Raw genomic sequence first — 26,025 nt, 5'->3', positions numbered from 1 at the left:
GCCCTGCGCCTGCTGCCTTGATCGCACCCGCACCTGCGCCGTGCTCGCCACCATGCTCGACCAGCCAGTGGATGCCATTGCCGCAGCCCTCGCACATGGGGCTACCCTGCCGCGTACCGGCCTGCTCTGGATCGACGACAAGAGCCTGTTTCGCATGTCCAACAAGCTCGAACTCCTGTCCGAACTGCAGGAGGTCCTGCTCGACGCCAACTTCAATGTCCAGTTCCTGCTGCAATACTTCTTTGCCGATAGCCGCAGCAGCCGCCTGCTGCCGGGTGACTTCAGTCACATTGAACAGGACTTCGGGCTGCTGCACGACTATCTGAAAGCCGCCCAGGCACGCGGCACCAAGGGCGTGAACATCCTGCTCTATGGCCCGCCGGGTACCGGCAAGAGCGAACTGGCCCGGGTACTTGCCAGCGAATGCGGTCTCAGCGCCTATGAAGTGGCGGACCAGGATCGTCACGGCAACCCCATCAAGGGCGAAAAACGTTTTCGCGCCTTTCAGCTCGGGCAGCACTTGCTGGCGCGTAGCCGCAAGCACCTCCTGATCTTTGACGAAATCGAGGACGTCTTCCCTGATTTCGGGCCCTTCGGCGACCTGCGGGAAAGCCAGCATAAGTCCTGGCTCAACCGCCTGCTCGAAAGCAACCCCGTGCCTGCCATCTGGATCAGCAACATCGTCCATCAGATCGATCCCGCCGCCCTGCGCCCTTCGATCTCGTGCTCGAACTCGGTACCCCGCCGCAATCGGTGCGCCGGCGCATGCTCGATGGCGCATTTCACAACCTGCCGGTCTCGCCCGAGTGGCTGCAGCGTACCAGCCGTATCGAGTCACTGACGCCCGCGCAGATCCAGCGCGCCGCCCGCATCGCTAGCCATCTTGACGACTACCCGGGCGACAGGCTGGAGCCGGTACTCAGCCGCGTGCTCGATGAGGGCCTGCGCCTGAGCGGCCCGGTTGCCACTGGCGGCCAGGTCCCGGCACTCGACTACCGGCTCGACGCCCTGAATGCCGATCACGCCCTGCCTGATCTCGCCGAGGGCCTGGCAAAGCTGCGCAGTGGCCGCATTGCCCTCTATGGCCCACCCGGCACCGGCAAGAGCGCCTTTGCCCATTACCTCGGCCAGACGCTCGACATGCCCGTGCTGCAGCGCCGCGCCTCCGACCTGCTGGGCCGCTATGTCGGCGATACCGAAGCCGCCATTGCCCGCATGTTCCAGACTGCCCGTCAGCAAGGGGCCCTGCTGCTGGTGGACGAGGCCGACAGCTTTCTGCAGGATCGCGCTCAGGCCCGCGAGCACTGGCAGCTCACGCAGGTCAATGAGCTTCTGGTGCAGATGGAGGCCTACGAGGGCCTGCTGGTCATGTCCACCAACCTCATGGAACGGCTCGATCCGGCCGTTCTGCGCCGTTTCGACCTGAAGATCCGTTTCGATTACCTCACACCCGCCCAGGCTGGCAAGCTCTGGGAAGCATTGCTCAAAAGCCTGCAATTGCCCCTGCGTGACGGCATGCCCGAGCGCCGCGAGCTTGCCCGTCTCGAGCGGCTCACGCCGGGTGACTTTGCCACCGTGCAACGCAAGCTGCGCCTGTTGCCGCAGGCTGTCAGCCCGCAGCGCGTGCTGGAAGCACTGGCCGCCGAGTGTCAGGCCAAGCCCGGCGCGAAGCAGCGGATAGGATTCATGTGAGGAAGTGAGGCTGGCCCTGCCGTGCAAAGAATGGTTAAACCGACTATTCTGCACATTTCCAGATGCAACAAATAATGACAGCAGATTTCTTGCGCCCATTCATCTTCGACCTGTCCTTGGGAGACGCAGCAGTGGGCCTCGCCATGCCATGAATGTGGCTTGGATCAAAAAAGGGAAGGGGATATGAGCACTTTTGATAGTACCAAGCGTCTGTTGCCCGATATCCTGGGTGACATCGTCAAGGGCAAGGTTCAGCTGCCGGATTTTCAGCGTGGCTGGGTTTGGGATGATGAGCATGTGCGTGGGCTTCTCGTCAGCATTGCCCGCTCATTTCCAGTTGGTGCGGTCATGCTGCTGGAAACTGGTGGCGAAGCCCGCTTTCAGGTGCGGCCAGTGGAGAATGTGCCTTTTTTCGGTTTACCGCCGGAAGCGGAATCCCTGATCCTTGATGGTCAGCAGCGTCTTACTTCCTTGACCCAGGTGCTGGCCCTCAAGGGCACGGTCAAGACGCGTGATAACAAAGGCAAGCCAATCGAGCGTTACTATTATCTGCACATTTTAACCGCCTTGGAAGGGCCGGATCGGCTGGATGACGCCTTGCTCGCCGTCGAGCCGGATCGCAAGCAGAAGGCCAACTTCGGTCGTGACGTGGTGCTGGATCTGTCCAGTCGCGAGTTGGAGTGTCGCCAGCTTTATTTCCCCTGCAGCGAGATTCTTAACTCGGACAGTTGGGAAGAAAGCCTGCAGGAACACGCGCCCGAGTGCTTCGGCCAGTACATGAGATTTCGCAAGGAAATCCTTACTGCATTTCGTAGCTACCAGCTGCCACTTATAGAGCTGAAAAAGGAAACCTCCAAGGAAGCGGTTTGTCTGGTCTTTGAGAAAGTGAATACCGGCGGTGTGCCGCTTTCAGTCTTCGAGCTTATAACGGCCAGCTATGCTGCTGACGGATACAATTTGCGCGATGACTGGTTCGGGAGCAATTTGCGTAATGTGCCTTCACGTCAACGTCGTTTGTTCAGGGAACCCTTGCTGGCCGGGGTAGAGGCCACTGACTTTCTTCAGGCAGTTACTTTACTGTACACTTTGGAACGTCGCCGGGAAGATATTGCCGCAGGGCGGAAGGATAAGCAGATAACACCTGTCAGTGCCAAACGGTCGGCCATTCTCTCGTTGCCTTTGGCGGCTTACCGGGATTGGGCAGAGCAGGTAGAAAAAGGATTTATGCTGGCCGCGAAATTCCTGCGTAAGGAATGCCTCACCAATCCGCGTGATCTGCCTTATCGAACTCAGCTCGCGCCCTTGGCTGCCGTACTGGCATTGCTTGGGGAACGCTGGCTGGAGCCGCGCATCCATACCAAGCTGGCACGATGGTATTGGTGCGGTGTTCTGGGTGAACTTTATGGTGGGGCAGTTGAGACCCGCATCGCCAATGATGTGGAAGAACTATTGAGCTGGATCGAAGGGGGCGCAGACGAGCCTCGTACCATCGCTGACGCCGCTTTTCAGCCAGACCGCCTGGATCGCCTGACATCTCGCCTCAGTGCAGCCTACAAGGGAATCAATGTGCTGGTTCTGCGCGAAGGAGCCCGGGATTTCTTCTGGAAGGCCAATATTAAGGAGTTGGACGCCGAGGAAGTGGCGCTGGACATTCATCACATTTTTCCTCGTGACTGGTGTGAGAAACAGGGCATCAGGCGAAAACAGTACGATGCAATCATCAACAAAACGCCCATTTCTTACAAAGCCAACCGAATGATCGGTGGTGCAGCACCATCGCTTTATCTAAAGCGCCTGCAACAGCATCAACAGGTTCAGCTTGTAGACACAGCAATGGATGACATTCTGGCTAGTCACTGCATTCCTGCTCAGACATTGCGTAACGATGACTTCAATGAGTTCTATCATATGCGGAAGCAAGCACTTTTGAACCTGATCGAACAGGTAATGGGAAAACGCGTGATTGCTGATAGCGAACCAGCATCTAGTGATGAAAGTAGTGAAGGTCAAGAGTGGCGATCTTGATGTATTAGTGGATGCGTCCCCTGGGGCAACGCTGTTTGACTTAGGCGGACTGCAGGCCGAATTGGAAGATCTGCTAGGCATCGATGTCGATTTGCCGACCCCAGGTGATCTGCCACCAAAAATCCGCGATCAGGTGCTCGCGGAGGCGCAACCTGTATGAGCGACATTTGTTTCCGGCCTACAGGATGCCGGTACAGGCATTCTGAAATCTGTTAACTCCCGGAGAGTTCTGCATGTCCGCCCTGCTGCGCCAGATGAGCATGCTGCGCCTGATCCCGCACGCACCCCATAAGATCACGGCCGAGCAGTTACAGAAAAAGCTGAAGAATCAGGGCTATTCAATCTCGCTGCGAAGCATTCAGCGGGATCTGCAGGATCTGTCGGTAGCCTTTCCGCTGCAAAGTGATGAGCGCGACAAGCCCTTTGGCTGGTTCTGGACAAAGAGCGCCCCGCTCTGGGACCTGCCCGGCATGGACCTGCATACTGCGCTGGCCTTTCACATGGCTGGTGAGTTACTGCACCCGATCTTCCCCCATAGCACGATGATCCATCTCCAGCCGCACTTTGATCAGGCTGCCGTCGTGTTGCAGCAGGCCGGGGAGGCTTCGGGGCCGGCTACCTGGACCGAACGGGTGCGCATCGCCCATCGCGGTCAGGTGCTGCAGCCTCCGGTGGTATTGCCCGAAGTGCAGACCACGCTCGAGACGGCCCTGCTGGAGAACCGGCAGGTGAGGGTCGAGTATGCGCGTCACCAGCAAACAGAGACCCGGGCCATGCAGCTCAATCCGCTGGGACTGGTGTATCGGGACGGCGTGTTCTATCTCGTGGCCACTGCCTGGCAGTACACCGAGCCCCGTCACTACGCCCTGCACCGCATGCGCACAGCAAACCTGCTCGACAGCGCGCGCGAGCTGCCCCAGGGCTTTGAGCTTGGCGAGTATGTGCGTCGCTCCTTTCAGTATCCGCTGGTAGACCAGCCCATCGCGCTCAGGCTCTGGGTCAGCAACTCGGTGGCCCGTTACCTCCAGGAGATGCCGCTGCACCCGGATCAGCGACTCCAGCCCGCTGAAGACGGCATGCTGCTGCGCGCCACGCTGGAAGACAGCCGGCAACTGCGCTGGTGGCTGCTGGGTATCGGCGATGAGGTCGAGGTGCTTGCACCCGAGTACCTGCGTGCCTACTTTGCGCAGATGTGCAATAACCTGCACCAACGCTATCAAGCCCCTGTAGCGGATGCGGTATGTGGGAAAGAGGAATAGATCTTCGAAGAATGGTACATAGCGAGGCAGGCAGTTTGTCCCTATCCATCAAGATACACAGGCCCGGAGCACGCATGCGCAAACCACAAAGTATGGAAGCACTGGAGACCCTGGGCCGGGTGAGGCTGTCGCGGTCGTTTTACATGCGCGACTTTCTGTACAGCGAAATCGCCAACTTCCATGGCATACCCAATATTCCCGATGACCCGGACCTGGCCATCGAGGTCGGCCGGCAACTTTGCGAAACTTTGCTCGAACCGCTACAGGCCACCTTCGGGCGCATCACCATACGTTCCGCCTATCGCTCCTGCGCTGTGAACGAATTCGGCAATCACCACAAGCTCAATTGTGCCTCGAACGAGGCCAACCATGCCCGCCACATCTGGGACCGGCGCGATGCGGCCGGCCACAAGGGCGCGACCGCCTGCATCGTGATCCCCTGGTTCGCAGACCGCTACGAGTAAGGAGCGGACTGGCGCGCGCTGGCCTGGTGGATTCACGACCACCTGCCGTATGGCAGCATGTCGTTTTTCCCCAAGCTGGCGGCCTTCAATCTCAGCTGGCACGAGCAGCCCGAACGCCGCATCTCCAGCTATGCGCCGCCCAAGGGCGACCTCACCCGGCCGGGCATGGACAACCACGAAGGCGACCATAGTGCGTGGTACCCGGACTTTCCGGGGTTGCGGTGGGACTGAGCGTATCGGGTCTCATATGCTCAGACGCGGGCTGGTATTCGGCATCCTGACAGGGCTGCGATAGTTGAAGCCGGATGATCTGGCATAATCAGCCTGATCCGACTATTCTCCCAAAGACCAGAAGCTGAACGGCCAGGCCGCACACGAAACCCATGACCCGCAAAATGAACGAATTCATCAATATAGTGGTGTCAGATGCGGTAGGAGGTGGTGGCTGGCTTTCAGGCCCTATGATGTGCTGTGTAGGATGGCAGGAGCAAAGCCAGTAAGGTGCTCTGAACCTACGAGATCGGCCTGCGCCGCGCCCGATAGGAGAGGCCCGAATAGCCAAGAGAGATTCTGGTAAATTCCCGCGCGATCCAACTTTAAAATATCAATCATTTGAAAATGGGTGGGTAAAGATATGTTGCTTTCAGATAAGGCAAAGAAGGTATTTGTATTTAAGGAAACTTTTCCAGAGTCGGCTGCGAAAGAGCATGCCGAGAAAAAGAAAATGGACGCATTTGGAACATTGACAAAGCTGAAGTTCTGGGATAAGCCAAAAGAAGAAGAAATAATTAATACGGGAGTGGAAAAGCGGTTCGAGCCGTTCTGGTTCGTTAAGGCTAGGCGACGTGTGGAGTTTAGGCGTTCAACAAAATACAGTGTGCCGATTACGAATCTAGATGCTAAAATAATCAATGTAAATGGAGAGGAGTACCAGCCAAGAGATTTTCCCCTCAGGGTTATTACAATTGACGCCGTTGAAACCTGTGCAAAAGAAATTGCTCACGAAAGCTTTTTGGATGGTATGAAAGATGCTCGGAAGACGAGAGATCATCAGGAATATCTAAAGAGGTATCGCCCTGAGGAGGTAGAAAAACCTGAAGGAGAAGAATTTCTTAAGCCTGAAGTCCGAGGTGCGTACCTGATTCAGGAGGTCACTAGCAAAATTGCTAAAGCAGTTGACGCTGATGAAATCATCGCTGATGAATCAGAGATAGAATCTATGCATCTATACTATAGGCCTGTGTTTGCCTTTGAGTATACATGGAGTTCAAAAGGAAAGATTGGAATCGTTGAGGTTGACGGCCTGAGTGGAGAAGTGTTCGGTAATGGGCAAAGCTTTAAAAAATACATGGGTAAGATATCAGATCGTGAGGTGCTATTCGATATCGGTGCAGAAGCATTAAACACCTTTGTCCCTGGAGGGGGGTTGGCAGTAAAAATTATTTCAGTTGCCACGAAGTAACGTATCAATGATTCTTGTCTGAGAGAACCTCTGAACAACGGCTGATCTCGGGCTCTGGCGCCGGTACTGGTCCGAAACTCCGGGATTTCAGCCGAGTTTCCCGGTTTATCTGTTTGCTTTCGGCCCGATTTCCGACTAATTGGCGGAACTTGGGCGCACTACGCCCGTGATGACGTGTATCTACTACCGATCAGCAGGTTGGCAAAGGCTGCCAGCCAGTACAGCCGGTGGGTATTCCTGGCCAGATTGGTTCTTTGGAACTGGGGGCGGCAATGATGCTGGCATCCAGGATGCTGCCCTCGCGCAGCATCAGACCGTGCTGCGCCAGATGCTGGTTCACCAGGGCAAACACGACCTGGCCCAGGTCATGGCGCTCCAGGAAATGTCGGAAGTTGAGGATGGTGGTCTCATCGGGCAAGGGATCAGACAGGCGCAGCCCGGCGAAGTGGCGCATGGAGGCAATCTCGTACAGCGCATCTTCCATGGCCGGATCGCTGAGATTATAAAAGAGCTGCAGACAGTGCACCCGGAGCATGACGGACAAGCGGTACGGTGGCCGGCCCTGGCTCCCTTGGGGATAGTGGCGCCCGATCTGGGCTTCCAGCTGCGGCCAAGGAATCAGCTGCTCCATCCGCGCCAGGAGAAGGTAGGTTTTCTACCCCGCGTTTTTTTTCTCCTCTTCCGTAGCCGACTGTTGCAGCATTGGGATCGCCGGCTGCAGCAGCTGTATTTGGGTGATCAACTCGGCCGCGTCAAATACCGGCATGACAAGATAGCCGTCAGCGCCCAGCAACATGCCCACGCGCTCCGTCGAACGGTCTATTCGCGCGGCCGAAATACCCGGCTCAAGAGATAAAATCAGAAACGCTGTCTTGCCGTGCATCTTGTTGGCACGTACATCCTGCAGGAAATGGAACATCGACTCCTCTTCAAGGTGCGCGGCGCAGACGATGACGTCGACATGATCCTTCCCATTGAGAAACGCCCATGAATCTTTGATGGTGGTCGAACCCACAACATCGTATCCGCCTTTTTTACAGGACGTTTTCAGCTGCTCAATGTTGGCGGCGTTGTCGAGGAACAGTATTCGCCAAGTTTCCAACGCTGATTTTGCGTCCTGGGGCGAGGGATGTTCAATGTTGGGCTGATTCTTCATATTGCGTCCTTGGGGAGTATTGGTGCGTCGATGTTAATCATCATACTTGGGCCTGGTGCTTCTCAATCGAGTTTGGCCCCATTGTTTAAAATATGAATCAGTCAACCCTGACCCTTGCGATTGACTGCGCTCGTCTTGGCTTTGAAAGAGCATCAGGCAACGGCAAGCAAGGCATAGCTTTTCGGATTGGTATGCGTTTTGCATAGCTTCTCCTGTACAGACTACCATGCGGATAGATCTGGAACTACATCTAATAAAGGGCTGTAAAGAGAAAGACCATTTGGGTTTCTCCTCTGAGGTGCACAAGACATGCGTAAGATGCAGAGAGTGATGAACTGGCCGCAAATTCTTCTACATGGGCCGAGAATGTAAAGTCTCTATCCCACCGGCTCAATCAATTCCGGGCAATCAACACGCGAGGCGTTCACCGCCCGGCTGACGGGCCAGGCCTGCATCAGCTCCTCCGGGTAGGCTTGCAGCAGTGTCTGCAGGAAGATCGGGTCCTGCTGGGCAGGATCAAGCCAGGTGACGTAATCCGCGGGATCGAGAATGACCGGCATGCGGTCATGCACGGCGTTGACCAGGGGATTGGCCGCCCGCACGATGATCGTGCAGGAGTCGACCACCTGGTCTGGCCTCTCCCAATGTTCCCAGAGCCCGGCGAAGGCAAAGTCCTGCCCGGATGCCAGCCGGAAATACCATGGCTGCTTGCCTTGTGGCGTGGTCTGCCATTCGTAGAAACCATCAGCGGGAATGAGACAGCGATGCCGGCGAAACGCGCTGCGGAAGGCCGGTTTGTCGGCCACCGTCTCGGCCCGGGCATTGATCGTATGCTGCCCAAAGCGGGTGTCCCTGGCCCAGGGCGGGATCAGGCCCCAGTGGCGTTGTTCCAGTACATAACCCGATCCATCCTGACGAATGCAGGGCACATCCTGGCCCGGCGCGATGTTGTAGCGCGCGGCAAGCGGCGGGAATTCCTGCCCCAGCGTGGCTGAGAGCTGGGTCAGGTGGGATCGGCCCAGGCTATAGCGTCCACACATGCGCTGATCCTAACCCCAGCGCCTTGTTCCAACAAGCGATCGAAGGCGGGTTGGGATTTTATGCACCAGCAGCGCGACACCTCCTTTGGTCTGATGATTCTGTCTTTCGCTGGCTGACTCTTTCCAGAACCTCCCGATGCATGGGCAGTCCAAAATTGCATCTTGGCCTGGCGAAAGGAGATGATCATGAAAGCTGTCGTGTACGAAGGCGAGCGCAACATGCAGGTGAATGACTGGGAGCGTCCTGCGAAGGCCGGTCCGCGGGATGCGGTGTTGCGGGTCACGACCACGGCGATCTGTGGCAGTGACCTGCACATGTACGAGGGGCGGACGCCATTGGAGCCCGGGCATGTGGTCGGGCACGAGATCATGGGCGTGGTCGAGGAGGTGGGCGAGGCGGTCAGCAGCATCCGCAAGGGTGACCGTGTGGTACTGCCCTTCAATATCGCCTGTGGCTTCTGTCACAACTGCACCCGCGGGTATACCAACATGTGCCTGACCATGAACGCGCAGCAGCCGCACGCGGCTTATGGCTATGCCGGTATGGGACCCTATCAGGGCGGCCAGGCCGAGTACGTGCTGGTGCCCAATGCCGACTTCAACTGCCTGAAGCTGCCGGGCGAGCCTTTCGATGAATGGGAAGAGGATTTCATCATGCTGGCCGATGTCTTCCCGACAGGCTACTTTGGCGCCGAGCTGGCCCATGTGGGGCCGGGCCGGAGCGTGGCCGTCTTCGGTGCCGGGCCGGTGGGCCTGATGGCGGCACTGAGCGCTTCGCTCAAGGGGGCTTCGGAGATCTATGTGATCGATTTCATCCCCGAGCGGCTGGAGAAGGCCCGCGCCTTTGGTGCCACGCCGATCAACGTCCGGGATGGCGACCCGGTGGAGCAGATCTTCCAGTTGCGCCAGGCGAATCAGGCGCTGCAACAGCGGTTGCGGCCCGGCGAGGAAAAGCTCAAGGGCGTGGATTGCGTGATCGATGCCGTGGGCTATCAGGCGCGCGACGACCAGGACTACAGCCGCGAGAATCCCACGCAGGTGCTGGACAACATGGTCCGGCTGGTCAACGCCGCCGGTCATATCGGGATCGTCGGGGTATATATCGCGCCGGATCCGGGAGCTGCCAGCGATTCAGCCAGAAAGGGTGTCTTCCCGCTGCCGATTGCCGAGTTCTTCGACAAGGCGGTGACGGTCGGCATGGGCCAGTGTCCGGTCAAGCAGTTCAACGAGTATCTGCGCGACCTGATCATCATGGGCCGGGCCAAGCCCAGCCAGATCGTCAGTCATCGCATCCAGATCGATCAGGCGCCCGATGCCTATGAGAAGTTCGATGAGCGCATCGATGGTTATACCAAGGTGCTGATCCAGTTCCGGGAAAAGCAGCATTACGCTTCCTGATTTTTATGGCGCATGCCGGTTCTCGGCATGCGTCCTGTAGCTGGTAGTGCCAACAGGAGGAGCTTTGATGGAAAATCCACCCTCAACCCGTTTCTCGAAATCCGCTGGATTGCTTGTCTGTGAGCAGGGCAATTTGCCGGTGATTGAGATGCTCGTGCAAGGCGGGTGCGTTGCGTAACAGGCGCTCCGCATTGCGCTGTGCTTATGCCTGGCGGCCAAGATGGTCATGCAGGGCGGTAATGGCCTGGCGGATGACGCCAAGCTGATGCAGGATGAGGTAGGTGGTGTCGTTGCCGTCTTTTCGTGTGGAGATAGGCGCGGGCATATTGCGCAGGTGCCTCGCGGCGCGAGCGGCAGTTTCATTAACCATCAATTTGTGATGAATTGATAGTTAATGATAGTTGGGCTTACCCTGGCTTGCAAAGCGGACCGGGTAGGGCTTCCGGGCCGCATCTGAGCGGTGTCTGAATATGGGTTCGGGTTGACGCAATACTAAGTTGAGCTCAGCCCGTTTAGCTACTCCCGGTATCCTGCACCAGGGGCGCAGGCACCTGGCCGATCTCGCTCAGTTGCCGCATGCCCCAGTCGTGCATGGTCATGAGGATGGGCCAGAGGCTTTCGCCCAGCGGGGTAAGCGAGTACTCCACTTTGGGCGGGACCTCGGGATAGACCTTGCGGTGGACGATGCTGTCTGATTCCATTTCCCGCAGCTGCTGGGTGAGCATCTTCTGGGTGACGCCGATGATGCCGCGCTGCAGCTCCGAGAAGCGCTTGGTGCCCGTGAACAGTTCCCGCAGTATCAAGACCTTCCAGCGCCCGCCGATCACCCGCAGGGTGACCTCGACGGCGCAATGTTCTCCTTCCGGCATCTTCTTTCCCTCGACCTTCGCCCGTATTGACAGGCGTATTTACTGGTTAAGCTGTTCACTCTGTCTGAACCATACGTTTCCTTGAAGTAAGTATGGAACTGTCAAGTGAGTATCTTACCAAAAACTGCATACTTTACACAAAGCGCGTGGATCGCCATGCTTTGCCGACTATCACACACGCATCTTCAATGAGAGGAGATAGTCCATGTCTGTGAAAGTGTCCGTGGTGTTCTACAGCATGTATGGCCATACCTGGCAGATGGCGCAGGCCGAGGCCGAAGGCGCGCGCGAGGTGGAGGGCGCCGAGGTGCAGTTGTTCCGGGTGCCGGAGCTGGTGCCGCAGGACAAGCTGGAGGCCAGCGGCGCGGCCCAGGCGCAACAGGCCTTCGCCGATGTGCCGGTGATGCGGCCTGAGCAGTTGGCCGAGGCCGATGCCATCATCTTCGGCACGCCGACCCGTTTCGGTAACATGGCGGCGCAGATGCGCAACTTTCTCGATCAGACTGGCGGGCTGTGGCTCTCAGGCGCCCTGGTGGGCAAGGTCGGCAGCGTTTTCGTGACCTCGGCAACCCAGCACGGGGGCCAGGAAAGCACGATCCTGACCACGCACGTTTCCTTGTTGCATCAGGGCATGATCATCGTCGGCCTGCCCTATACCGAACAACGGCAGATGGGCATGGACGTCATCCATGGCGGTTCACCCTATGGCGCGAGCAGCATCTCGGGCGGCGATGGCAGCCGTGTGCCGAGCGAGGCAGAATTGGGCATGGCGCGCTTCCAGGGCCGGCATGTCGCGGAGATCGCCAAACGGCTGAAGGTGGGATCATGAGTGACGGAAAGGCTTTCTCACCGTTTGAGTTGAAGGGCTTCCGGCTGAAGAACCGCCTGGGCGTGGCGCCGATGACGCGCATGTCATCCTCCGGCGACAGCATCCCGCGCCAGGACGTGCTGGATTTTCTGGTGCGCCGGGCGCAAAACGGCGCGGCCATCGTCTATACCGAAGCGCTTGTGACGGATTACGAAAGTGCCCAGGGCTATCCCGGGCAGGCACGGCTGACCACGCAGCGCGAGATCGACGCCTGGCGGTCGGTGACCGATGCCATCCGCGCGGCTGGCGCGGTCTCGATCATGCAGATGTTTCACTGTGGGCGCATGGCCTGGCCCGAGGTGAATCCGGCGCGGCGCAGCATCGCCCCCAGCGCGCTCGCGCTCAAGCAAATCAACCCTTTGACCGGCGAGCCCTATCCGGTGCCGGATGCCATGAGCCGCTTTGATATCGAACACGTCATCAAGGGTTTTGTGGAGACCGCGCGTGGTGCGATTGCGGCGGGCTTCGATGGCGTGGAGGTCCATGGCGCGCACGGCTATCTGATCCATCAATTTCTTGCCAGCTATTCCAATCAGCGCGCAGATGAATACGGCGGTTCGCTCAACAACCGCTACCGCTTCTTCCACGAGGCGATCCGGGCGGTGCGCGCGGTGGTGCCCGAGGACCGGCTGCTCACGGTGCGGATTTCGGACTGGGGCATTGCCGACATGGATGTATCGCTGTTTGGCAGCCGCGAGGAGTATCAGCAGGTGGTGCGCTTCCTCTCCGATGAGCCCATCGATGCCATTTCCATCTCGGCCTATGAATACTTCGCCATGGCCTTTGGCACGGACAGGAATGTGGCCCAGCTCGCGCGTGAGGTCACGGACATGCCCTTGATGATCTGCGGCAAGATTCATGATCGCGCCAGTGCCGAGGATGCCCTGAAGGATGCGGACATTGCGCTGTCGGCCAAGTCCATGCTGCTCAACCCGAACTGGGTCAATGATGTGCGCGAGGGCAAGCCGCTGCCGCTGTACCGGTCCGAGGAGGCCAATATCGCCTATACGGCGGAACCCTTACCCTGAAACCTGCCGGGCCGGGATGAGACCTGGTCCGGTTCGACCTTCCCATGCAGGAGTGCATCCATGAAACTCTTTTTCGTGCCAGGTTATTGTTCGATGGCGGTACACATCGCGCTCAATGAGGCGCAATTGCAGGCGACCCTGGATCAGGTGGACCTTGCCAGCCAGCGCAGCGCCGCAGGGGTCGACTATCGCAACATCAATCCCAAGGGCTATGTGCCGGCGCTGCAACTGGATGATGGCGAGGTGCTGACCGAGGTCGCGGTCATCCTCCAGTATCTGGCCGATCAGAACCCGGACCTGCACCTGGCCCCCCCGGCCGGCACACTGGCACACTACCGCCTGCAGGAATGGCTGAACTTCATTGCCACCGAGATCCACAAGGGCCTGGGCCAGATGTTCAATCCGGCCTTGACGCCAGAGCAGCGGGACGCCCAGTTCGAGCGTCTGCAGCCGCGTCTGGATTATGTGAATGCAAGGCTGCAGCAATCGCCATATCTGCTGGGTGAGACTTTCAGCGTTGCCGACATCTATCTCTTTACCGTTCTGAACTGGCGCAATTTTCTGGACCTGGACTTTTCGCGCTGGCCCGCGCTGCTCGACTTTGCCGCCCGGGTGGCGGCACGGCCGGCGGTGGCAAAGACCATGCAGGAAGAAGGCCTGGCCGGATAGGACGAGGAGCTCTCATGGAACTGCAGAATCTCAAGGGCAGGATCGCGCTGGTGACGGGCGCCTCCAGTGGCATCGGCGAGGCGGCAGCCCGGGCGCTGGTGGCAGAGGGCGTGCAGGTGGTGCTGGCGGCGCGCAGCCGTGATCGCATCGAGGCGCTGGCCGGCGAGCTGGGCGAGGGTGCCCTGGCGGTAGCCACCGATGTCGGTGATCGTGAGCAGGTGGCGCATCTGTTCGAGACCATCCGCGCGCGTTTTGGCGGGCTGGATCTCCTGTTCAACAACGCTGGCGTCGGCTATAACGGCCCCTTTGCCGACAGCAAGCCACAGGAGTGGCGGCTGACCATCGACGCCAATCTCTATGGCGTGCTCAACTGCACCCAGGCTGCCATTCCGCTGCTGCGCGGGCGTCCCGGCGCCATGATCAGTTCGGTGTCGAGCGTGGGCGGGCGGCACGGCATCGAAGGCTGGGCAGTCTACAATGCGACCAAGTTCGCGGTGGTGGGCTTTCATGACGCGCTCAGAAAGGAGCTCGGCCCCGAGGGCATCCGGATTTCCCTGATCGAGCCTGGCGCGGTCTATACCCAGTGGGGGCATAACGTGCCCGCCGAAGCCATGCAGCAACGCCGCGACCAACTGGAGGCTTTACAGGCCGGGGACATCGCCCACGCCCTGGTCTATGCCTTCGCCCAGCCGGCCAATGTCAATGTCCAGGAACTACTGGTGATGCCCACCAAGCAAACCTATCCTTAGCGTTCGTGCGCCCTGCTGGCGTGTTTCAATCAAGAAATAAGGACAAACCATGCTTCCAGGAGAATTGCGTCAGACCGTCATGCAGCAGGCCCAGGGCGCGCTGCTTTTGAATATCGCCTATATTGGGGTGGTCAACGGGCTTTTCGGCCAGCTGGAGCGGTTGGGTCAGGCCAGTGTGCCATCGCTTGCCGAGGCCACGGGCATGGACGCGGGCTATGTCCTGCGCTGGATCGATGCCGCCTATGCCTTTGGGCTGGTGGATGAAAGCGCGCCGGATGGCTTTGCCCTGTCCGAACTGGGCCAGGCCTTCCTGCCGGATCGACCCGGCACCCTGATGCCCTTTGCAGTGCAGTCCGTGCTCTCGGCGCACATGAGCGAGCGCGCAGCGGGGCTGATGCGCACCGGCGAGCGCCCGGGCGAATCAGTGCTGGCCGAGCGCGAGACTATCCTGCCCTGGTTCGGGCCGATGCTCGAATATCAGTTCGGGCCGCTGCTGGAGCGCGAGATCCTGCCCAATCTGAAGGCCTATCAGGAGGTCGCGGCGCGTGGCGGGCTGGCGATCGATCTCGGTTGTGGCAATGGCTGGTATCTGCGTGCCCTGTGCCGGAATTTCCCCGGCCTGCGTGGCCTGGGCCTGGATGGCTTTGCCGAAAACATCGATCAGGCCACGGCGTGTGCCGAGACCGCGGGACTGCGTGAGCGGCTGCGCTTTGCCCAGGGCGACATCTACGAATTCAACTCGGACGAGCCGGCCGACCTGATTGCCATGAACCGCGCCCTGCATCATGTCTGGGACGAGAAGGACACGGTGTTTGGCATCCTGCGCGATCAGCTCAAGCCCGGTGGCGTGGCGGTGATCTGGGAACCGGCCTGGCCGGAAAGGCGCGGAGACCTGCGTGATCCCGCCCGCCGGCCGGTGGCCTTCCAGAATCTCACGGAGCATGTGCAGGGCAATCATTTCCTGCGTCCTGAAGAGATTGCCGCGGCTTTCGAGGCGGTGGGGCTGGAGCCCGAAGTGCATCTCTTCGTCAACGGTCGCGAGGCGGTGGTCACCGGACGCAGGCCTGCTACGGTCTAGCTGGTCGATGGCCTGAGCTCACTTTCGGGAAAATTGCATGCAAGGCAAATCGTCAGCGGGCCCGCTCGCTGCCTTGGCGCTGTTGTCCTTGATCTGGGGCTATAACTGGATCTTCATGAAGGATGCCCTGGAATACAGTCCGCCCTTCCTCTTCGCGGGCCTGCGCGCGACAGTTGGCGCCGGCGTGCTGTTGGCCATCAGCCCCTTGCTGGGTGTCTCGCTGCGTCCGCCGCCCTGGCGTCAGATGCTGCCGCTTGGGCTGGTGCAGACCACTGGTTTCGTCGGTTTTACCGTTCTGGCGCTGGTATACGGCGGGGCGGGCAAGACCGCCATCCTAGTCTATACCATGCCGGTCTGGCTGATCCTGCTGGCCTGGCCCCTGCTGCACGAGCGTGTTCACGGCCTGCAGTGGCCTGCGCTGGGACTGGTGCTCGGCGGCATCATCGTGCTGCTGGCGCCCTGGAGCCATCACACGGGCTACGCCAACGCGCTGTTCGGCTTGCTGTCTGCCTTGTGCTGGGCTATCTCGGCCATTCTGCTCAAGCAACTGGGCCAGGACCGGCAGGTCAACATGATGAATCTCACGGCCTGGCAGATGCTGCTGGGCGGGATGGTACTGTTGCTGATTGCCTGGGCGATCGAGCCGATGCAGATCCGCTGGACGCCGCGTTTTGTGCTGGATCTCGCCTATAATGCCCTGCCTGCCAATGCACTGGCCTGGCTGTTGTGGTCCTATGCCCTGCAGCGGCTCTCGGCCGGGATTGCGGGCATGTCCATGCTGTTCACCCCGCTCATCGGTGTCTTCGCGGCCTGGGCGCACCTTGGGGAGGTGCCGGGTCGCTGGGAGGGTCTGGGGATGCTCAGCATCCTGATTGCGCTGGCCCTGGTGAGCTGGCAACACTGGCAGGGGCGGGAACGGGTGCCGCTAGCGGCCGCGCAGGAGTGAGCGCCATCAGCCATCAGGCTGATGCTTGTCATACGGATCTTTGCTGATCGAAAGGAGTGCACCATGCAACAGCGACAGTTGGGCAGCAAGGGCCTGCGCGTCTCCGCGCTCGGCCTGGGGGCCATGGGCATGTCGGACTTTTACAGCGGTCAGGATGATGCCGAATCCACCGAGACCCTGCACCGGGCCCTGGAACTCGGCATTACCTTGATCGATACCGCCGATATGTATGGGATGGGCGCCAACGAGGAACTGGTGGGCCGTGCCATCCGCGGCAAGCGGGACAGTGTGGTGCTGGCCACCAAATTCGGTTTCGAGCGCCGTGCCGACGGCAGCTATCGTGGCGTCAATGGTCGCCCGGAGTACGTGCGTGCCGCCTGTGATGCCAGCCTCAAGCGCCTGGGGGTGGACACGATCGATCTTTATTATCAGCATCGCGTCGATCCCGATACGCCCATCGAGGAGACCGTCGGCGCCATGGCGGATCTGGTACAGGCCGGCAAGGTGCGCTATCTCGGGCTGTCGGAGCCTGGCGTGCAGACCATCCGCCGCGCTCATGCCGTGCATCCGATCAGCGCCATCCAGACCGAATACTCCCTCTGGACCCGCGATCCCGAAGCGGAAATCCTGCCCGTGTGCCGCGAGCTTGGCATCGGCTTCGTGCCCTACAGTCCGCTCGGGCGCGGCTTTCTCACCGGCCGCTTTCAGCGTTTCGAGGACCTGCCGGCGGATGACTACCGGCGCAACTCGCCGCGTTTCCAGGGCGAGAATTTCCAGCGCAACCTCGATTTGCTGCAGCAGGTGCAGAATATGGCGCGCGAGAAGGGCTGCACCCCGGCGCAACTGGCGCTGGCCTGGTTGCTGGCACAGGGCGAGAACATCGTGCCGATCCCCGGCACCAAGAAACGCCGGTACCTGGAGGAAAACGTCGGCGCCGTGAATGTGCATCTCTCGGCGGATGATCTCGCGCGCCTGGACAGCGCCTTCCCGCCGGATGCCGTAGCCGGGCCGCGTTATACCGAGGCCGGCATGCAGATGGTGAATCTATGAATACCGCTTCGCCAGACTCCCTGCAGGACAAGGTGGCCATAGTCACCGGGGGTGGGCGCGGGCTGGGACGGGCCATGGTCCTGGGCCTTGTCGAGGCGGGTGTCAAGGTGCTCATCACCGCAGCCCGTGAAAGTGCGGAGATCGAGTCCGTGGCGGCACAGGCTCGCGCACAAACCGGCCGGGACTGCGTGTTGCCCCTGCTGGCCGACGTGACCCGGCCGGAAGACTGCCAGCGGGTGGTCGATAGTGCCATTCGGGAACTGGGCGGGCTGCATATCCTGATCAATAATGCCGGTCGTGGCATGAAATATGTCAGCGAGACCTTTCTCAGCGAGCCGACGCGCTTCTGGGAAGTGGATCCAGTGGTCTGGCGCATGGTGATCGATACCAACGTGAACGGGCCATTTTTGATGGCCCGCGCCGCGGTGCCGCATTTGCTCGCTCAGGGCTGGGGGCGCATCGTCAACATCTCCATGAATCGGGAAACCATGCGCCGCGCCGGGTTTTCTCCTTATGGCCCCTCCAAGGCGGCGCTGGAATCCGAAACCATCATCTGGTCCCAGGACCTGGCCGGTAGTGGCGTCACCGTCAACGCGTTGCTGCCCGGTGGAGCGACCAATACCGGCATGATCCCGGACAGCATGCCGGAGCAGGCCCGGCGGGATCTGCTCGCTCCGGAAATCGTGGTGCCGCCTCTGCGTTGGCTGCTGTCATCGGATGCAGATACCGTCACCGGAAAACGCATCGATGCTGTCCGCTGGAAGAGTGAATCGCCCAAGGCCATGCTCGAGGCGGCAGGCTGAATATCCCTTGTTCAGGAGAAAAAACATGAGCAAACTTGCAGTCGTCCTGGGGCCGGACATGAAAGATCCGGTCAAGGTGGAAATGGCCCTGCGTTCGGCGGCGACCTGGTCCATATGGTGCACGATGGCTATCAGATGATGACTTTCTAGACGGAGCCAATATGCCAAGTCAGTTATTCACTCCCATCAAGCTGCGCGAACTCGAGATTCGCAACCGCCTGTTCGTCTCGCCGATGTGCCAGTACTCGGCCGAGGAGGGCATGCCCAATGACTGGCACCTGGTCAATCTCGGCAGCCGGGCCGTGGGCGGCGCGGGGCTGGTAATGGCCGAGGCCTCGGCGGTCTCGCCCGAGGGGCGCATCTCGCCAGCGGATCTGGGCATCTGGAACGATGCCCAGCGCGATGCCCTGCGGCCGATTGCGCGCTTCATCAAGGAACAGGGCGCGGTGCCGGCCATTCAGCTCGCGCATGCCGGGCGCAAGGCCTCGACCGCCGTGCCCTGGGAAGGCGGCAAGAAGGTGCCGCCCGAGGCCGGCGGCTGGCAGGTGGTCGCGCCGAGCGCTGTGGCGTTTTCGCCGGACTTCCCCGAGCCGCGGGCGCTGGGCATCGAGGAGCTGGATCGCATCGAGGCGGATTTCCTGGCGGCGGCCAAACGCGCCCTGGAGGCGGGTTTCGAGGTCATCGAGATCCACATGGCCCACGGTTATTTGCTGCACGAGTTCCTGTCGCCCATCAGTAACCGGCGCGAGGATGACTACGGCGGCAGTCTCGAGAATCGCATGCGCTTTCCGCTGCGCGTGGCGCGCACCCTGCGCGATGCCTGGCCAGCGAAGTGGCCGGTGTTCGTGCGCATCTCGGCCACGGACTGGGTCGAGGGCGGCTGGGATCTGGCGCAGAGCATCGAGTTCTCGAAACGCCTCAAGGCGCTCGGGATCGATCTGATCGACTGCTCCAGCGGCGGCATGACGCCGGATGCGAAGATCCCCGCGGCACCGGGCTATCAGACGCCCTTTGCCACCGCCATTCGTAACGAAGCCGGTATCGCCACCGGGGCGGTGGGGCTGATTGCCGATCCCTTCCAGGCCGAGCAGATCATCACCATGGGTCTGGCGGACGTGGTGTTCATGGCGCGCGAACTGCTGCGTGACCCATACTGGCCCTTGCACGCCGCCCAGGATCTACATGCCGACATTGACTGGCCGGTGCAGTACGTCCGGGCCAGAACCCGCTAAATCAAGGAGAAAAACATGGTTGCCTTCACGGTCAATGGCAAGGAACAGAACGTCAATGTGACCCCGGACACGCCCATCCTCTGGGTGCTGCGCGATCATCTGGGGTTGACTGGTACCAAGTACGGCTGCGGCATCGCCCAGTGCGGCGCCTGTACCGTGCATCTGGAGGGTCAGGCGATCCGATCCTGCGTAACCCCGATCTCGGCGGCTGCGGGCAAGAAGATCACCACCATCGAAGGCCTGTCGCCGGATGGCAGCCATCCCTTGCAGAAGGCCTGGATCGCCGTGGAGGTGCCGCAATGCGGCTACTGCCAGTCCGGCCAGATCATGTCGGCGGCAGCCCTGCTGGCGAGCAATCCCAAGCCCTCGGATGCCGACATCGACAGCGCCATGTCCGGCAATATCTGCCGCTGCGGCACTTACAACCGCATCCGCCGCGCCATCCATCAGGCGGCGGGCAATGATACTCAGGGAGGTGCGGCATGAGCATGAACCGGCGTGAGTTTCTGCGGGCTTCGGCCCTGCTTGGTGGGGGCTTTGCCCTCGGTGTGATGCTGCCTGGTTGCGGGCGCGAGGAGAAACGCGCACCGGCGGCGGCTGGGGCTGCGGCAGGCAGCGGCGCGGCGACGCAGGCCAGCGCTCAGCAGGCGCCCTTCAAACCCAATGCCTGGATACGCATCACCCCCGACGACGTGGTCACCATCGTGGTGGACAAGTCGGAGATGGGCCAGGGCGTGCTGACCTCCATGCCCATGCTGGTGGCCGAGGATCTCGATGCCGACTGGAGCCGCATCAAGCTGGAGCAAGCCCCGGCGGACGAGGTCTACAAGAATCCCATGTTGGGCATGCAGGCTACCGGCGGCAGCTCCAGCGTGCCGTCGAGCTGGGATCAGTTGCGCAAGGCCGGTGCTGCAGCGCGCGTGATGCTGGTGAGCGCGGCTGCAAAGCAGTGGCAGGTCGAGCCCGCCAGTCTCACCACTGAAAAGGGCGTGGTGCGCAACCCCGCCAATGGCCAGACCCTGAGCTACGGTCAGCTCGCCACGGCGGCGGCGGGCATGCCGGTGCCGCAGGACCCGCCGCTGAAGCCCGCCAGCGAGTTTCGCATCATCGGCAAGCCGATGGCGCGCACCGATACCCCGCCCAAGACCAATGGCACGGCCGGCTATGGCATCGATGTGAAGGTGCCGAACATGCTGATTGCCACCGTCGCCCACAGCCCGGTGTTTGGCGGCAAGGTCGGCAAGGTGGATGAGGCGGCCGCCAAAAAGATCCCCGGCGTGCAGGCCGTGGTGCCGGTGGAAAATGGCGTGGCGGTGGTGGCCAGTGATTTCTGGACCGCGCGCAAGGGCTTGCAGGCCCTGAAGATCACCTGGGAGCCGGGCAAGAACGCCAATCTCAGCAGCGAGTCCATTCACGATCAGGCCGCCAAGCTGGCCCGCGAACCGGGCAAGGTGGCGCGCCAGGAAGGCAACTTCAAGGGCGGCATGGACAAGTCCCCCCGCAAGCTGCAGGCCGTCTATGAAGTGCCCTTTGCCTCACATGCCAACATGGAACCGCAGAATTGTACCGCGTTCCTGCATGACGGCATCTGCGAGGTCTGGGTGCCGACCCAGGCCCAGACCGGCGTGCAGATGACTGCCGCCAAGATCACCGGTATGCCGCCTGAAAAGGTCATCGTGCATACCACCTTGCTGGGTACGGGCTTTGGCCGGCGCTTCGAGCAGGATTTCGTGGCCGATGCTGTCATGGTGGCAAAGGCCACCGGCAAGCCGATCAAGCTGGTCTGGACCCGCGAGGAGGACATGACCCATGACTTCTACCGGCCCTACAGCTATCACGCGCTGCAGGCAGGGATCGATGAGCAGGGCGCGCCGCGGGCCTGGCAGCACCGGGTGGTGACGGATTCCATCATGAGCCGCGCCATGCCGCAGATGGTGAAAAAGGGCATTGATCCTTCCTCGGTGGAAGGCGCCGAAGACATCGCCTATGCCATCCCGGCCATCCTGGTGGACTATGTGCGTCAGGAAACCGGCGTGCCGATCGGTTTCTGGCGCTCGGTGGGCCACTCGCACACGGCGTTCGCCAAGGAAAGCTTCATCGACGAGGTGGCGCATGCGGCCGGCAAGGACCCCTATGAATATCGCCGCGCGCTGCTGACCAAATCCCCGCGCGAGCTCGGCGTGCTGGAGCTGGCGGCGCAGAAGGCCAACTGGGGCAAGGCGCCGGCCGGGGTGTTCCAGGGCATTGCGGTGCACAAGTCCTTTGGCAGCCATGTGGCGGAGGTGGTGGACCTGCGCATGGAAAACGGCCAGCCAAAGGTTCAGCGGGTGGTCTGCGCCATCGATTGCGGCATGATGGTCAATCCCGACACGGTGCGCGCCCAGGTGGAAGGTTCGGTGGCCTATGCCCTGACCGCGGCGCTCAAAGGTCCGATCACCTTGAAAAATGGCCAGGTGCAGCAGACAAATTTCGACAATTATCCGGCGCTGCGCATGAACGAGATGCCGCCGGTGGAAGTGTATTTCGTCGAAAGTGGCGCCAAGCCCAGCGGCGTCGGCGAGCCCGGCGTGCCGCCCCTGGCGCCGGCCTTGGCCAATGCCGTCTTCGCTGCCACCGGCCAGCGTCTGAGAAGCCTGCCGTTGCAGTTCAAGGCCTGACATGGAAGGCGTCGACGTACAGGTGTTGCGCCAGCTCTCCCGCTGGCGCGGCGCTGGCGAGCGGGCGGCGCTCGTCACCGTGCTGACGACTTACGGCTCGGCCCCGCGACCGCCAGGCGCCCTGCTGGCGATCCGCGCCGATGGCCTGCTGGCGGGCTCGGTGTCGGGCGGCTGCGTGGAGGCCGAGCTGATCGCGCAATTGCAAAGCCACTGGCCCGCCACGCCCCAGGTGCTGCGCTTTGGCGGCACGCCGGCGGAAAACCAGCGGCTGCAATTGCCCTGCCAGGGTGGCCTGCAGCTCCTGCTGGAACCCCAGCCGGAGCCTGCCTGGATCGATGCCCTGCTGGAACAGCTCGATCAGCGTCAGCCAGTGCTGCGCGAAGTGGACAGCCTGAGCGGGCAGGTGCGGCTGCTGGCCGGGCGGGACGAGCCCGACTTCGACTGGGATGGCCGGCTGCTAAGTTTGGTGCACGGGCCGCGCTGGCGACTGATCCTGATCGGGGCCGGCCAGCTCTCGCGCTATCTCGCGCAGATGGCCCAGGCGCTCGATTACGAGATCATCGTCTGCGATCCGCGCGAGGAATATGCGGGTGGCTGGGAAGTGGCCGGCACCCAGCTTTCAACCGCCATGCCGGATGATCTGCTGCGTGCGCGCGCGCCGGATGCCCGCACCGCCGTCATCGCGCTCACCCATGATCCCAAGCTCGATGATCTGGCCCTGCTCGAAGCCCTGCTGTCCGATGCCTTCTACGTCGGTGCCCTGGGCTCGGTCGCCAGCAATGCCCGGCGCCGGGCGCGGCTCTCGGAGATGGACTTGCCCGCAGCCGCCATCGCCCGCCTGCATGGGCCGGTGGGCCTAGCCATCGGCAGCCGCACCCCGCCCGAGATCGCCATCGCCATCCTCGCCGAACTCACCGCCCTGCGCCATGGACGGCGGCTCGCACCCGTGCCGGAAGTCAGCAGTCCCTTATCCTTCCCGCTCGCGGTTCAGGCCTGATTCGCATACTCTGGCATGGTTCATGCAATGGCTTGATGAGTGGCGGCTAGGTCTGCATCTGGACTGGAATCGCCCTGGGCATTCCTCCCTTGTGTGGCCGAGTCGCCGGCTTCAGCCATTTTCGGACTTCAAGCGGAGGGATCGAATTGAACTGTACGGACTATCCCTCTTTCGCGCTCTATGACGAACTGATCCAGCCCGATGGCCGCCCGCGTCCGGCCGCCAGGCCTCTCTGTGATTATCTGGATCGCCTGAGCGCGGCGGAGATTCTGGAGCGCCGCCAGATCGTGGATGCCGCCATCATGACCATGGGCATCACCTTCACCGTATACAGCGACGGCGACAATATCGATCGCGCCCTGCCGTTCGATCTCGTGCCCTGCATCCTGACCGCCCGTGAATGGCGCCGGATCGACGCCGGTCTGCGCCAGCGCCAGATTGCGCTGAATCTTTTCATCGACGACATCTATCATGACCAGCGCATCATCCGCGATGGCGTCTTTCCGGCAGAACTGCTGCATGCCTCCCCGAATTTCCGGCCCGCCTGCCAGGGCGTATCGCCCCCTTTTGGTGCATGGGCGCATGTCTGTGGCACCGATCTGGTGCGTGACAGGGACGGCACGCACTACGTGCTGGAAGACAATCTGCGGGTGCCCTCTGGCGTATCCTACCTGCTGGAAAACCGGCTGATCATGAAGCGGCTGTTTCCCGAGCTGTTCAAAAGCTATCGGGTGGCCCCGGTCGATGACTACAGCGCCCAGTTGTTCGAGATGCTCTGCACGCTCTCGCCACGGCCCGGCGATACGCCCCGCGTCGCGGTGCTGACGCCTGGCATCTACAACTCGGCTTACTTCGAGCACAGCTATCTGGCCCAGCAGATGGGCGCAGTACTGGTGGAAGGCCGGGATCTGCTGGTGGGGGATGATGACTGCGTCTATATGCGCACCATTGCCGGGCTCAAGCGCATCGACGTCATCTATCGACGCATCGATGACGATTTTCTCGATCCCGAAGTATTCCGACCGGATTCCATGCTCGGCGTTCCCGGCCTGATGCGCGCCTGGCGCCAGGGCAAGGTGGGCATTGCCAACGCGCCCGGGGCGGGCATGGCGGACGACAAGGCCGTCTATGCCTACGTGCCTGCCATGATCCGCTACTATCTGGACCAGGATGCCATCCTGCCCAATGTGCCGAGCTTTCTTTGCTTCGATGAGCAGGCGCGCGAACATGTCCTGGCCAATCTCGACAAGCTGGTGGTCAAGCCGGCCAATGAATCCGGCGGCTATGGCATGCTCATCGGGCCCCATGCCAGTGTCGAGGAGCGGGAAAACTTCCGCCAGCGCATCCTCGCCAATCCGCGCAACTATATCGCCCAGCCCACCCTTTCGCTCTCAACCGTGCCGACCTTCGATGGCGACCGGCTGATGCCTCGCCATATCGATATACGGCCTTTCATCCTTCAGGCGCGAGATCAGTACGTGACGCCCGGCGGCATGTGCCGGGTGGCCCTGAAGCCGGGTTCGCTGGTGGTCAATTCCTCCCAGGGGGGCGGCAGCAAGGACACCTGGATCGTCGATCTGGAAGGAGAAGCTGATGCTGTCGCGTAACGCGGAATCCGTATACTGGCTGGCACGCAACCTGGAGCGGGCCGAGAATACCGCGCGCCTGATCAATGTGACCTCGATTCTGCTGCTGGATCTGCCGGCGGATGCCGATCTCGTCTGGCAGGCCCTGCTGGATATCATCGGCACCGACCCGCGCTATCGTCAGTCCACGGCCCAGGCCGACGAGGAAGGTCTGATGGAATTTCTGATCCGCAGCGATCAGAATCCGAATTCTATCCTGGCCTGCCTGAAGCTGGCCCGCGACAACGCGCGTGGACTGCGCGAGATCCTGCCGCGGGAGACCTGGGAGCAGATCAATGAACTCTATCTCTATGCCCGTGATTCGCTGGGAGCGACGCTGGACCGAGGCAAGCGTTTCGACCGCCTCACCGGCCTGATCCGCCGCCGCCAGGCCATCGTCGGCATGCTGGCAGGCAGCATGAGCCATGATGCGCCTTATCAATTCCTGCGCCTTGGGCGCAATCTCGAACGTGCCGACATGACCTCCCGGATACTGGACGTCAATTCCAGCAAGCTGCTGAGCACAAACGAAATACCGACGCTGTACTTCAATCTGCGCTGGATGGCCGTGCTCCGCTCGCTGGACGCCTATCAGGCCTATCGACGGCATGTCGAGGTGCGGGTACGGGGCGCCGATGTCATCGAGTTTCTGCTGCGCCACCCGCACTTTCCCCGCTCCGTGCTGTTTTGCCTGCTGGAAGTGGACGACTGCCTGCAGGTGCTGCCCAGATCACAGGCGGCTCGGACCTCGATCAGCGTGACGCTCGACAATCTGGCCACCTTGCAACCCGATGCCCTGGTCAAGGACGGCCTGCATGCCGCCCTCGACTGCCTGCAGCAGAACCTGCGGGTGATTCACGAAGCCCTGAGCGAAACCTATTTCCGCTATGACTGCGCGCCCCGGCCGGCACCGGTCTACTGTCAGAGCCAGACGCAGAACTGAGCATTCAACCACACG

The 26,025-nt window shown here is 61.1% G+C and carries 28 protein-coding genes; 23 read left to right on the top strand and 5 right to left on the bottom strand.

Annotation, left to right across the window (positions count from 1 at the left end):
• Positions 1–40 precede the first annotated feature (40 nt).
• The 8 genes from WOB96_RS07385 (at position 41) to WOB96_RS07350 (ending at position 6,902) form a co-directional block, all read left to right on the top strand.
• Positions 41–841 (top strand): AAA family ATPase, encoded by an 801-nt coding sequence (locus WOB96_RS07385; RefSeq protein WP_341370643.1) that lies wholly within the window; start codon positions 41–43, stop codon positions 839–841.
• Positions 724–1,692: an ATP-binding protein gene (locus WOB96_RS07380; protein ID WP_341370642.1), complete on the top strand. Its 969-nt coding sequence runs from the start codon at positions 724–726 to the stop codon at positions 1,690–1,692. The genes WOB96_RS07385 and WOB96_RS07380 overlap by 118 nt, the downstream gene beginning before the upstream one ends.
• 183 nt (positions 1,693–1,875) lie before the next feature.
• Positions 1,876–3,717 (top strand): GmrSD restriction endonuclease domain-containing protein, encoded by a 1,842-nt coding sequence (locus tag WOB96_RS07375; protein WP_341370641.1) that lies wholly within the window; start codon positions 1,876–1,878, stop codon positions 3,715–3,717.
• Positions 3,683–3,877 (top strand): nucleotidyltransferase family protein, encoded by a 195-nt coding sequence (locus tag WOB96_RS07370; protein ID WP_479725477.1) that lies wholly within the window; start codon positions 3,683–3,685, stop codon positions 3,875–3,877. The genes WOB96_RS07375 and WOB96_RS07370 overlap by 35 nt, the downstream gene beginning before the upstream one ends.
• Before the next feature lie 73 nt (positions 3,878–3,950).
• Positions 3,951–4,976, top strand: coding sequence for a helix-turn-helix transcriptional regulator (locus WOB96_RS07365; RefSeq protein ID WP_341370640.1), 1,026 nt, complete (start codon positions 3,951–3,953; stop codon positions 4,974–4,976).
• Positions 4,977–5,050: 74 nt separating this feature from the next.
• A complete protein-coding gene (locus WOB96_RS07360; RefSeq protein ID WP_341370639.1) occupies positions 5,051–5,440 on the top strand; it encodes a hypothetical protein in 390 nt (129 codons plus the stop codon).
• Positions 5,441–5,497: 57 nt separating this feature from the next.
• Entirely contained in the window at positions 5,498–5,671 is a 174-nt protein-coding gene (locus WOB96_RS07355) for a hypothetical protein (RefSeq protein WP_341370638.1), read from the top strand.
• A gap of 403 nt (positions 5,672–6,074) precedes the next feature.
• Positions 6,075–6,902, top strand: coding sequence for a hypothetical protein (locus tag WOB96_RS07350; protein WP_341370637.1), 828 nt, complete (start codon positions 6,075–6,077; stop codon positions 6,900–6,902).
• Positions 6,903–7,092: 190 nt separating this feature from the next.
• Here the strand turns inward: WOB96_RS07350 and WOB96_RS07345 are convergent, their stop codons facing one another.
• From WOB96_RS07345 to WOB96_RS07335, 3 genes are all read right to left on the bottom strand, one after another.
• The gene (locus WOB96_RS07345) at positions 7,093–7,533 is read right to left on the bottom strand and encodes a transposase (RefSeq protein ID WP_341370636.1); all 441 of its coding nucleotides are present in this window, start codon (positions 7,531–7,533) and stop codon (positions 7,093–7,095) included.
• A gap of 24 nt (positions 7,534–7,557) precedes the next feature.
• Positions 7,558–8,058 carry a response regulator transcription factor gene (locus WOB96_RS07340; RefSeq protein ID WP_341370635.1) on the bottom strand — a complete coding sequence of 167 codons (501 nt, stop codon included), beginning with the start codon at positions 8,056–8,058 and terminating at the stop codon, positions 7,558–7,560.
• A gap of 377 nt (positions 8,059–8,435) precedes the next feature.
• Complete coding sequence (locus WOB96_RS07335) at positions 8,436–9,098, bottom strand: SOS response-associated peptidase (protein ID WP_341370634.1); 663 nt, start codon at positions 9,096–9,098, stop codon at positions 8,436–8,438.
• A 186-nt stretch (positions 9,099–9,284) separates the two neighbouring features.
• Here WOB96_RS07335 and WOB96_RS07330 point away from each other — a divergent pair, with 186 nt between their 5' ends.
• A complete protein-coding gene (locus WOB96_RS07330; RefSeq protein WP_341370633.1) occupies positions 9,285–10,496 on the top strand; it encodes a glutathione-independent formaldehyde dehydrogenase in 1,212 nt (403 codons plus the stop codon).
• 202 nt (positions 10,497–10,698) lie between these two features.
• On the opposite strand, the gene WOB96_RS07325 is transcribed toward WOB96_RS07330, so the two are convergent.
• Both WOB96_RS07325 and WOB96_RS07320 read right to left on the bottom strand, forming a co-directional pair.
• Positions 10,699–10,866 carry a hypothetical protein gene (locus WOB96_RS07325; protein ID WP_341370632.1) on the bottom strand — a complete coding sequence of 56 codons (168 nt, stop codon included), beginning with the start codon at positions 10,864–10,866 and terminating at the stop codon, positions 10,699–10,701.
• A gap of 142 nt (positions 10,867–11,008) precedes the next feature.
• Positions 11,009–11,365: a winged helix-turn-helix transcriptional regulator gene (locus WOB96_RS07320; protein WP_341370631.1), complete on the bottom strand. Its 357-nt coding sequence runs from the start codon at positions 11,363–11,365 to the stop codon at positions 11,009–11,011.
• A 205-nt stretch (positions 11,366–11,570) separates the two neighbouring features.
• On the opposite strand from WOB96_RS07320, the gene wrbA reads away from it, so the two are divergent.
• The 14 genes from wrbA (at position 11,571) to WOB96_RS07250 (ending at position 26,010) form a co-directional block, all read left to right on the top strand.
• The gene (wrbA, locus tag WOB96_RS07315) at positions 11,571–12,194 is read left to right on the top strand and encodes an NAD(P)H:quinone oxidoreductase (RefSeq protein WP_341370630.1); all 624 of its coding nucleotides are present in this window, start codon (positions 11,571–11,573) and stop codon (positions 12,192–12,194) included.
• The gene (locus WOB96_RS07310; RefSeq protein WP_341370629.1) at positions 12,191–13,261 is read left to right on the top strand and encodes an oxidoreductase; all 1,071 of its coding nucleotides are present in this window, start codon (positions 12,191–12,193) and stop codon (positions 13,259–13,261) included. Before wrbA ends, WOB96_RS07310 begins: the two co-directional genes overlap by 4 nt.
• A 60-nt stretch (positions 13,262–13,321) precedes the next feature.
• The gene (gene gstA, locus WOB96_RS07305; RefSeq protein ID WP_341370628.1) at positions 13,322–13,930 is read left to right on the top strand and encodes a glutathione transferase GstA; all 609 of its coding nucleotides are present in this window, start codon (positions 13,322–13,324) and stop codon (positions 13,928–13,930) included.
• 14 nt (positions 13,931–13,944) lie between these two features.
• Complete coding sequence (locus WOB96_RS07300; RefSeq protein WP_341370627.1) at positions 13,945–14,679, top strand: SDR family oxidoreductase; 735 nt, start codon at positions 13,945–13,947, stop codon at positions 14,677–14,679.
• Between the two features lie 49 nt (positions 14,680–14,728).
• On the top strand, positions 14,729–15,757 hold the full coding sequence (locus WOB96_RS07295) for a methyltransferase domain-containing protein (RefSeq protein ID WP_341370626.1): 1,029 nt from the start codon (positions 14,729–14,731) through the stop codon (positions 15,755–15,757).
• Between the two features lie 37 nt (positions 15,758–15,794).
• Positions 15,795–16,703, top strand: coding sequence for a DMT family transporter (locus tag WOB96_RS07290; protein WP_341370625.1), 909 nt, complete (start codon positions 15,795–15,797; stop codon positions 16,701–16,703).
• Positions 16,704–16,766: 63 nt separating this feature from the next.
• A complete protein-coding gene (locus WOB96_RS07285; RefSeq protein WP_341370624.1) occupies positions 16,767–17,753 on the top strand; it encodes an aldo/keto reductase in 987 nt (328 codons plus the stop codon).
• A complete protein-coding gene (locus WOB96_RS07280) occupies positions 17,750–18,556 on the top strand; it encodes an SDR family NAD(P)-dependent oxidoreductase (RefSeq protein WP_341370623.1) in 807 nt (268 codons plus the stop codon). Before WOB96_RS07285 ends, WOB96_RS07280 begins: the two co-directional genes overlap by 4 nt.
• Positions 18,557–18,717: 161 nt before the next feature.
• Positions 18,718–19,788, top strand: a complete 1,071-nt coding sequence (locus WOB96_RS07275) for an NADH:flavin oxidoreductase/NADH oxidase (protein ID WP_341370622.1) — start codon at positions 18,718–18,720, stop codon at positions 19,786–19,788.
• Between the two features lie 15 nt (positions 19,789–19,803).
• Positions 19,804–20,274, top strand: a complete 471-nt coding sequence (locus tag WOB96_RS07270; protein ID WP_341370621.1) for a (2Fe-2S)-binding protein — start codon at positions 19,804–19,806, stop codon at positions 20,272–20,274.
• Entirely contained in the window at positions 20,271–22,445 is a 2,175-nt protein-coding gene (locus tag WOB96_RS07265; RefSeq protein ID WP_341370620.1) for a xanthine dehydrogenase family protein molybdopterin-binding subunit, read from the top strand. The genes WOB96_RS07270 and WOB96_RS07265 overlap by 4 nt, the downstream gene beginning before the upstream one ends.
• Position 22,446: 1 nt before the next feature.
• Entirely contained in the window at positions 22,447–23,442 is a 996-nt protein-coding gene (locus tag WOB96_RS07260; RefSeq protein ID WP_341370619.1) for an XdhC family protein, read from the top strand.
• Positions 23,443–23,588: 146 nt separating this feature from the next.
• Positions 23,589–25,049 carry a circularly permuted type 2 ATP-grasp protein gene (locus tag WOB96_RS07255; RefSeq protein ID WP_341370618.1) on the top strand — a complete coding sequence of 487 codons (1,461 nt, stop codon included), beginning with the start codon at positions 23,589–23,591 and terminating at the stop codon, positions 25,047–25,049.
• Positions 25,036–26,010: an alpha-E domain-containing protein gene (locus tag WOB96_RS07250; protein ID WP_341370617.1), complete on the top strand. Its 975-nt coding sequence runs from the start codon at positions 25,036–25,038 to the stop codon at positions 26,008–26,010. The genes WOB96_RS07255 and WOB96_RS07250 overlap by 14 nt, the downstream gene beginning before the upstream one ends.
• Positions 26,011–26,025: the final 15 nt, after the last annotated feature.

It is taken from the genome of Thermithiobacillus plumbiphilus (assembly GCF_038070005.1).
Classification (GTDB): domain Bacteria; phylum Pseudomonadota; class Gammaproteobacteria; order Acidithiobacillales; family Thermithiobacillaceae; genus JBBPCO01.
The sequence above is the reverse complement of the archived record's forward strand: the minus strand, read 5'-3'. Positions and strand labels throughout refer to the sequence as shown.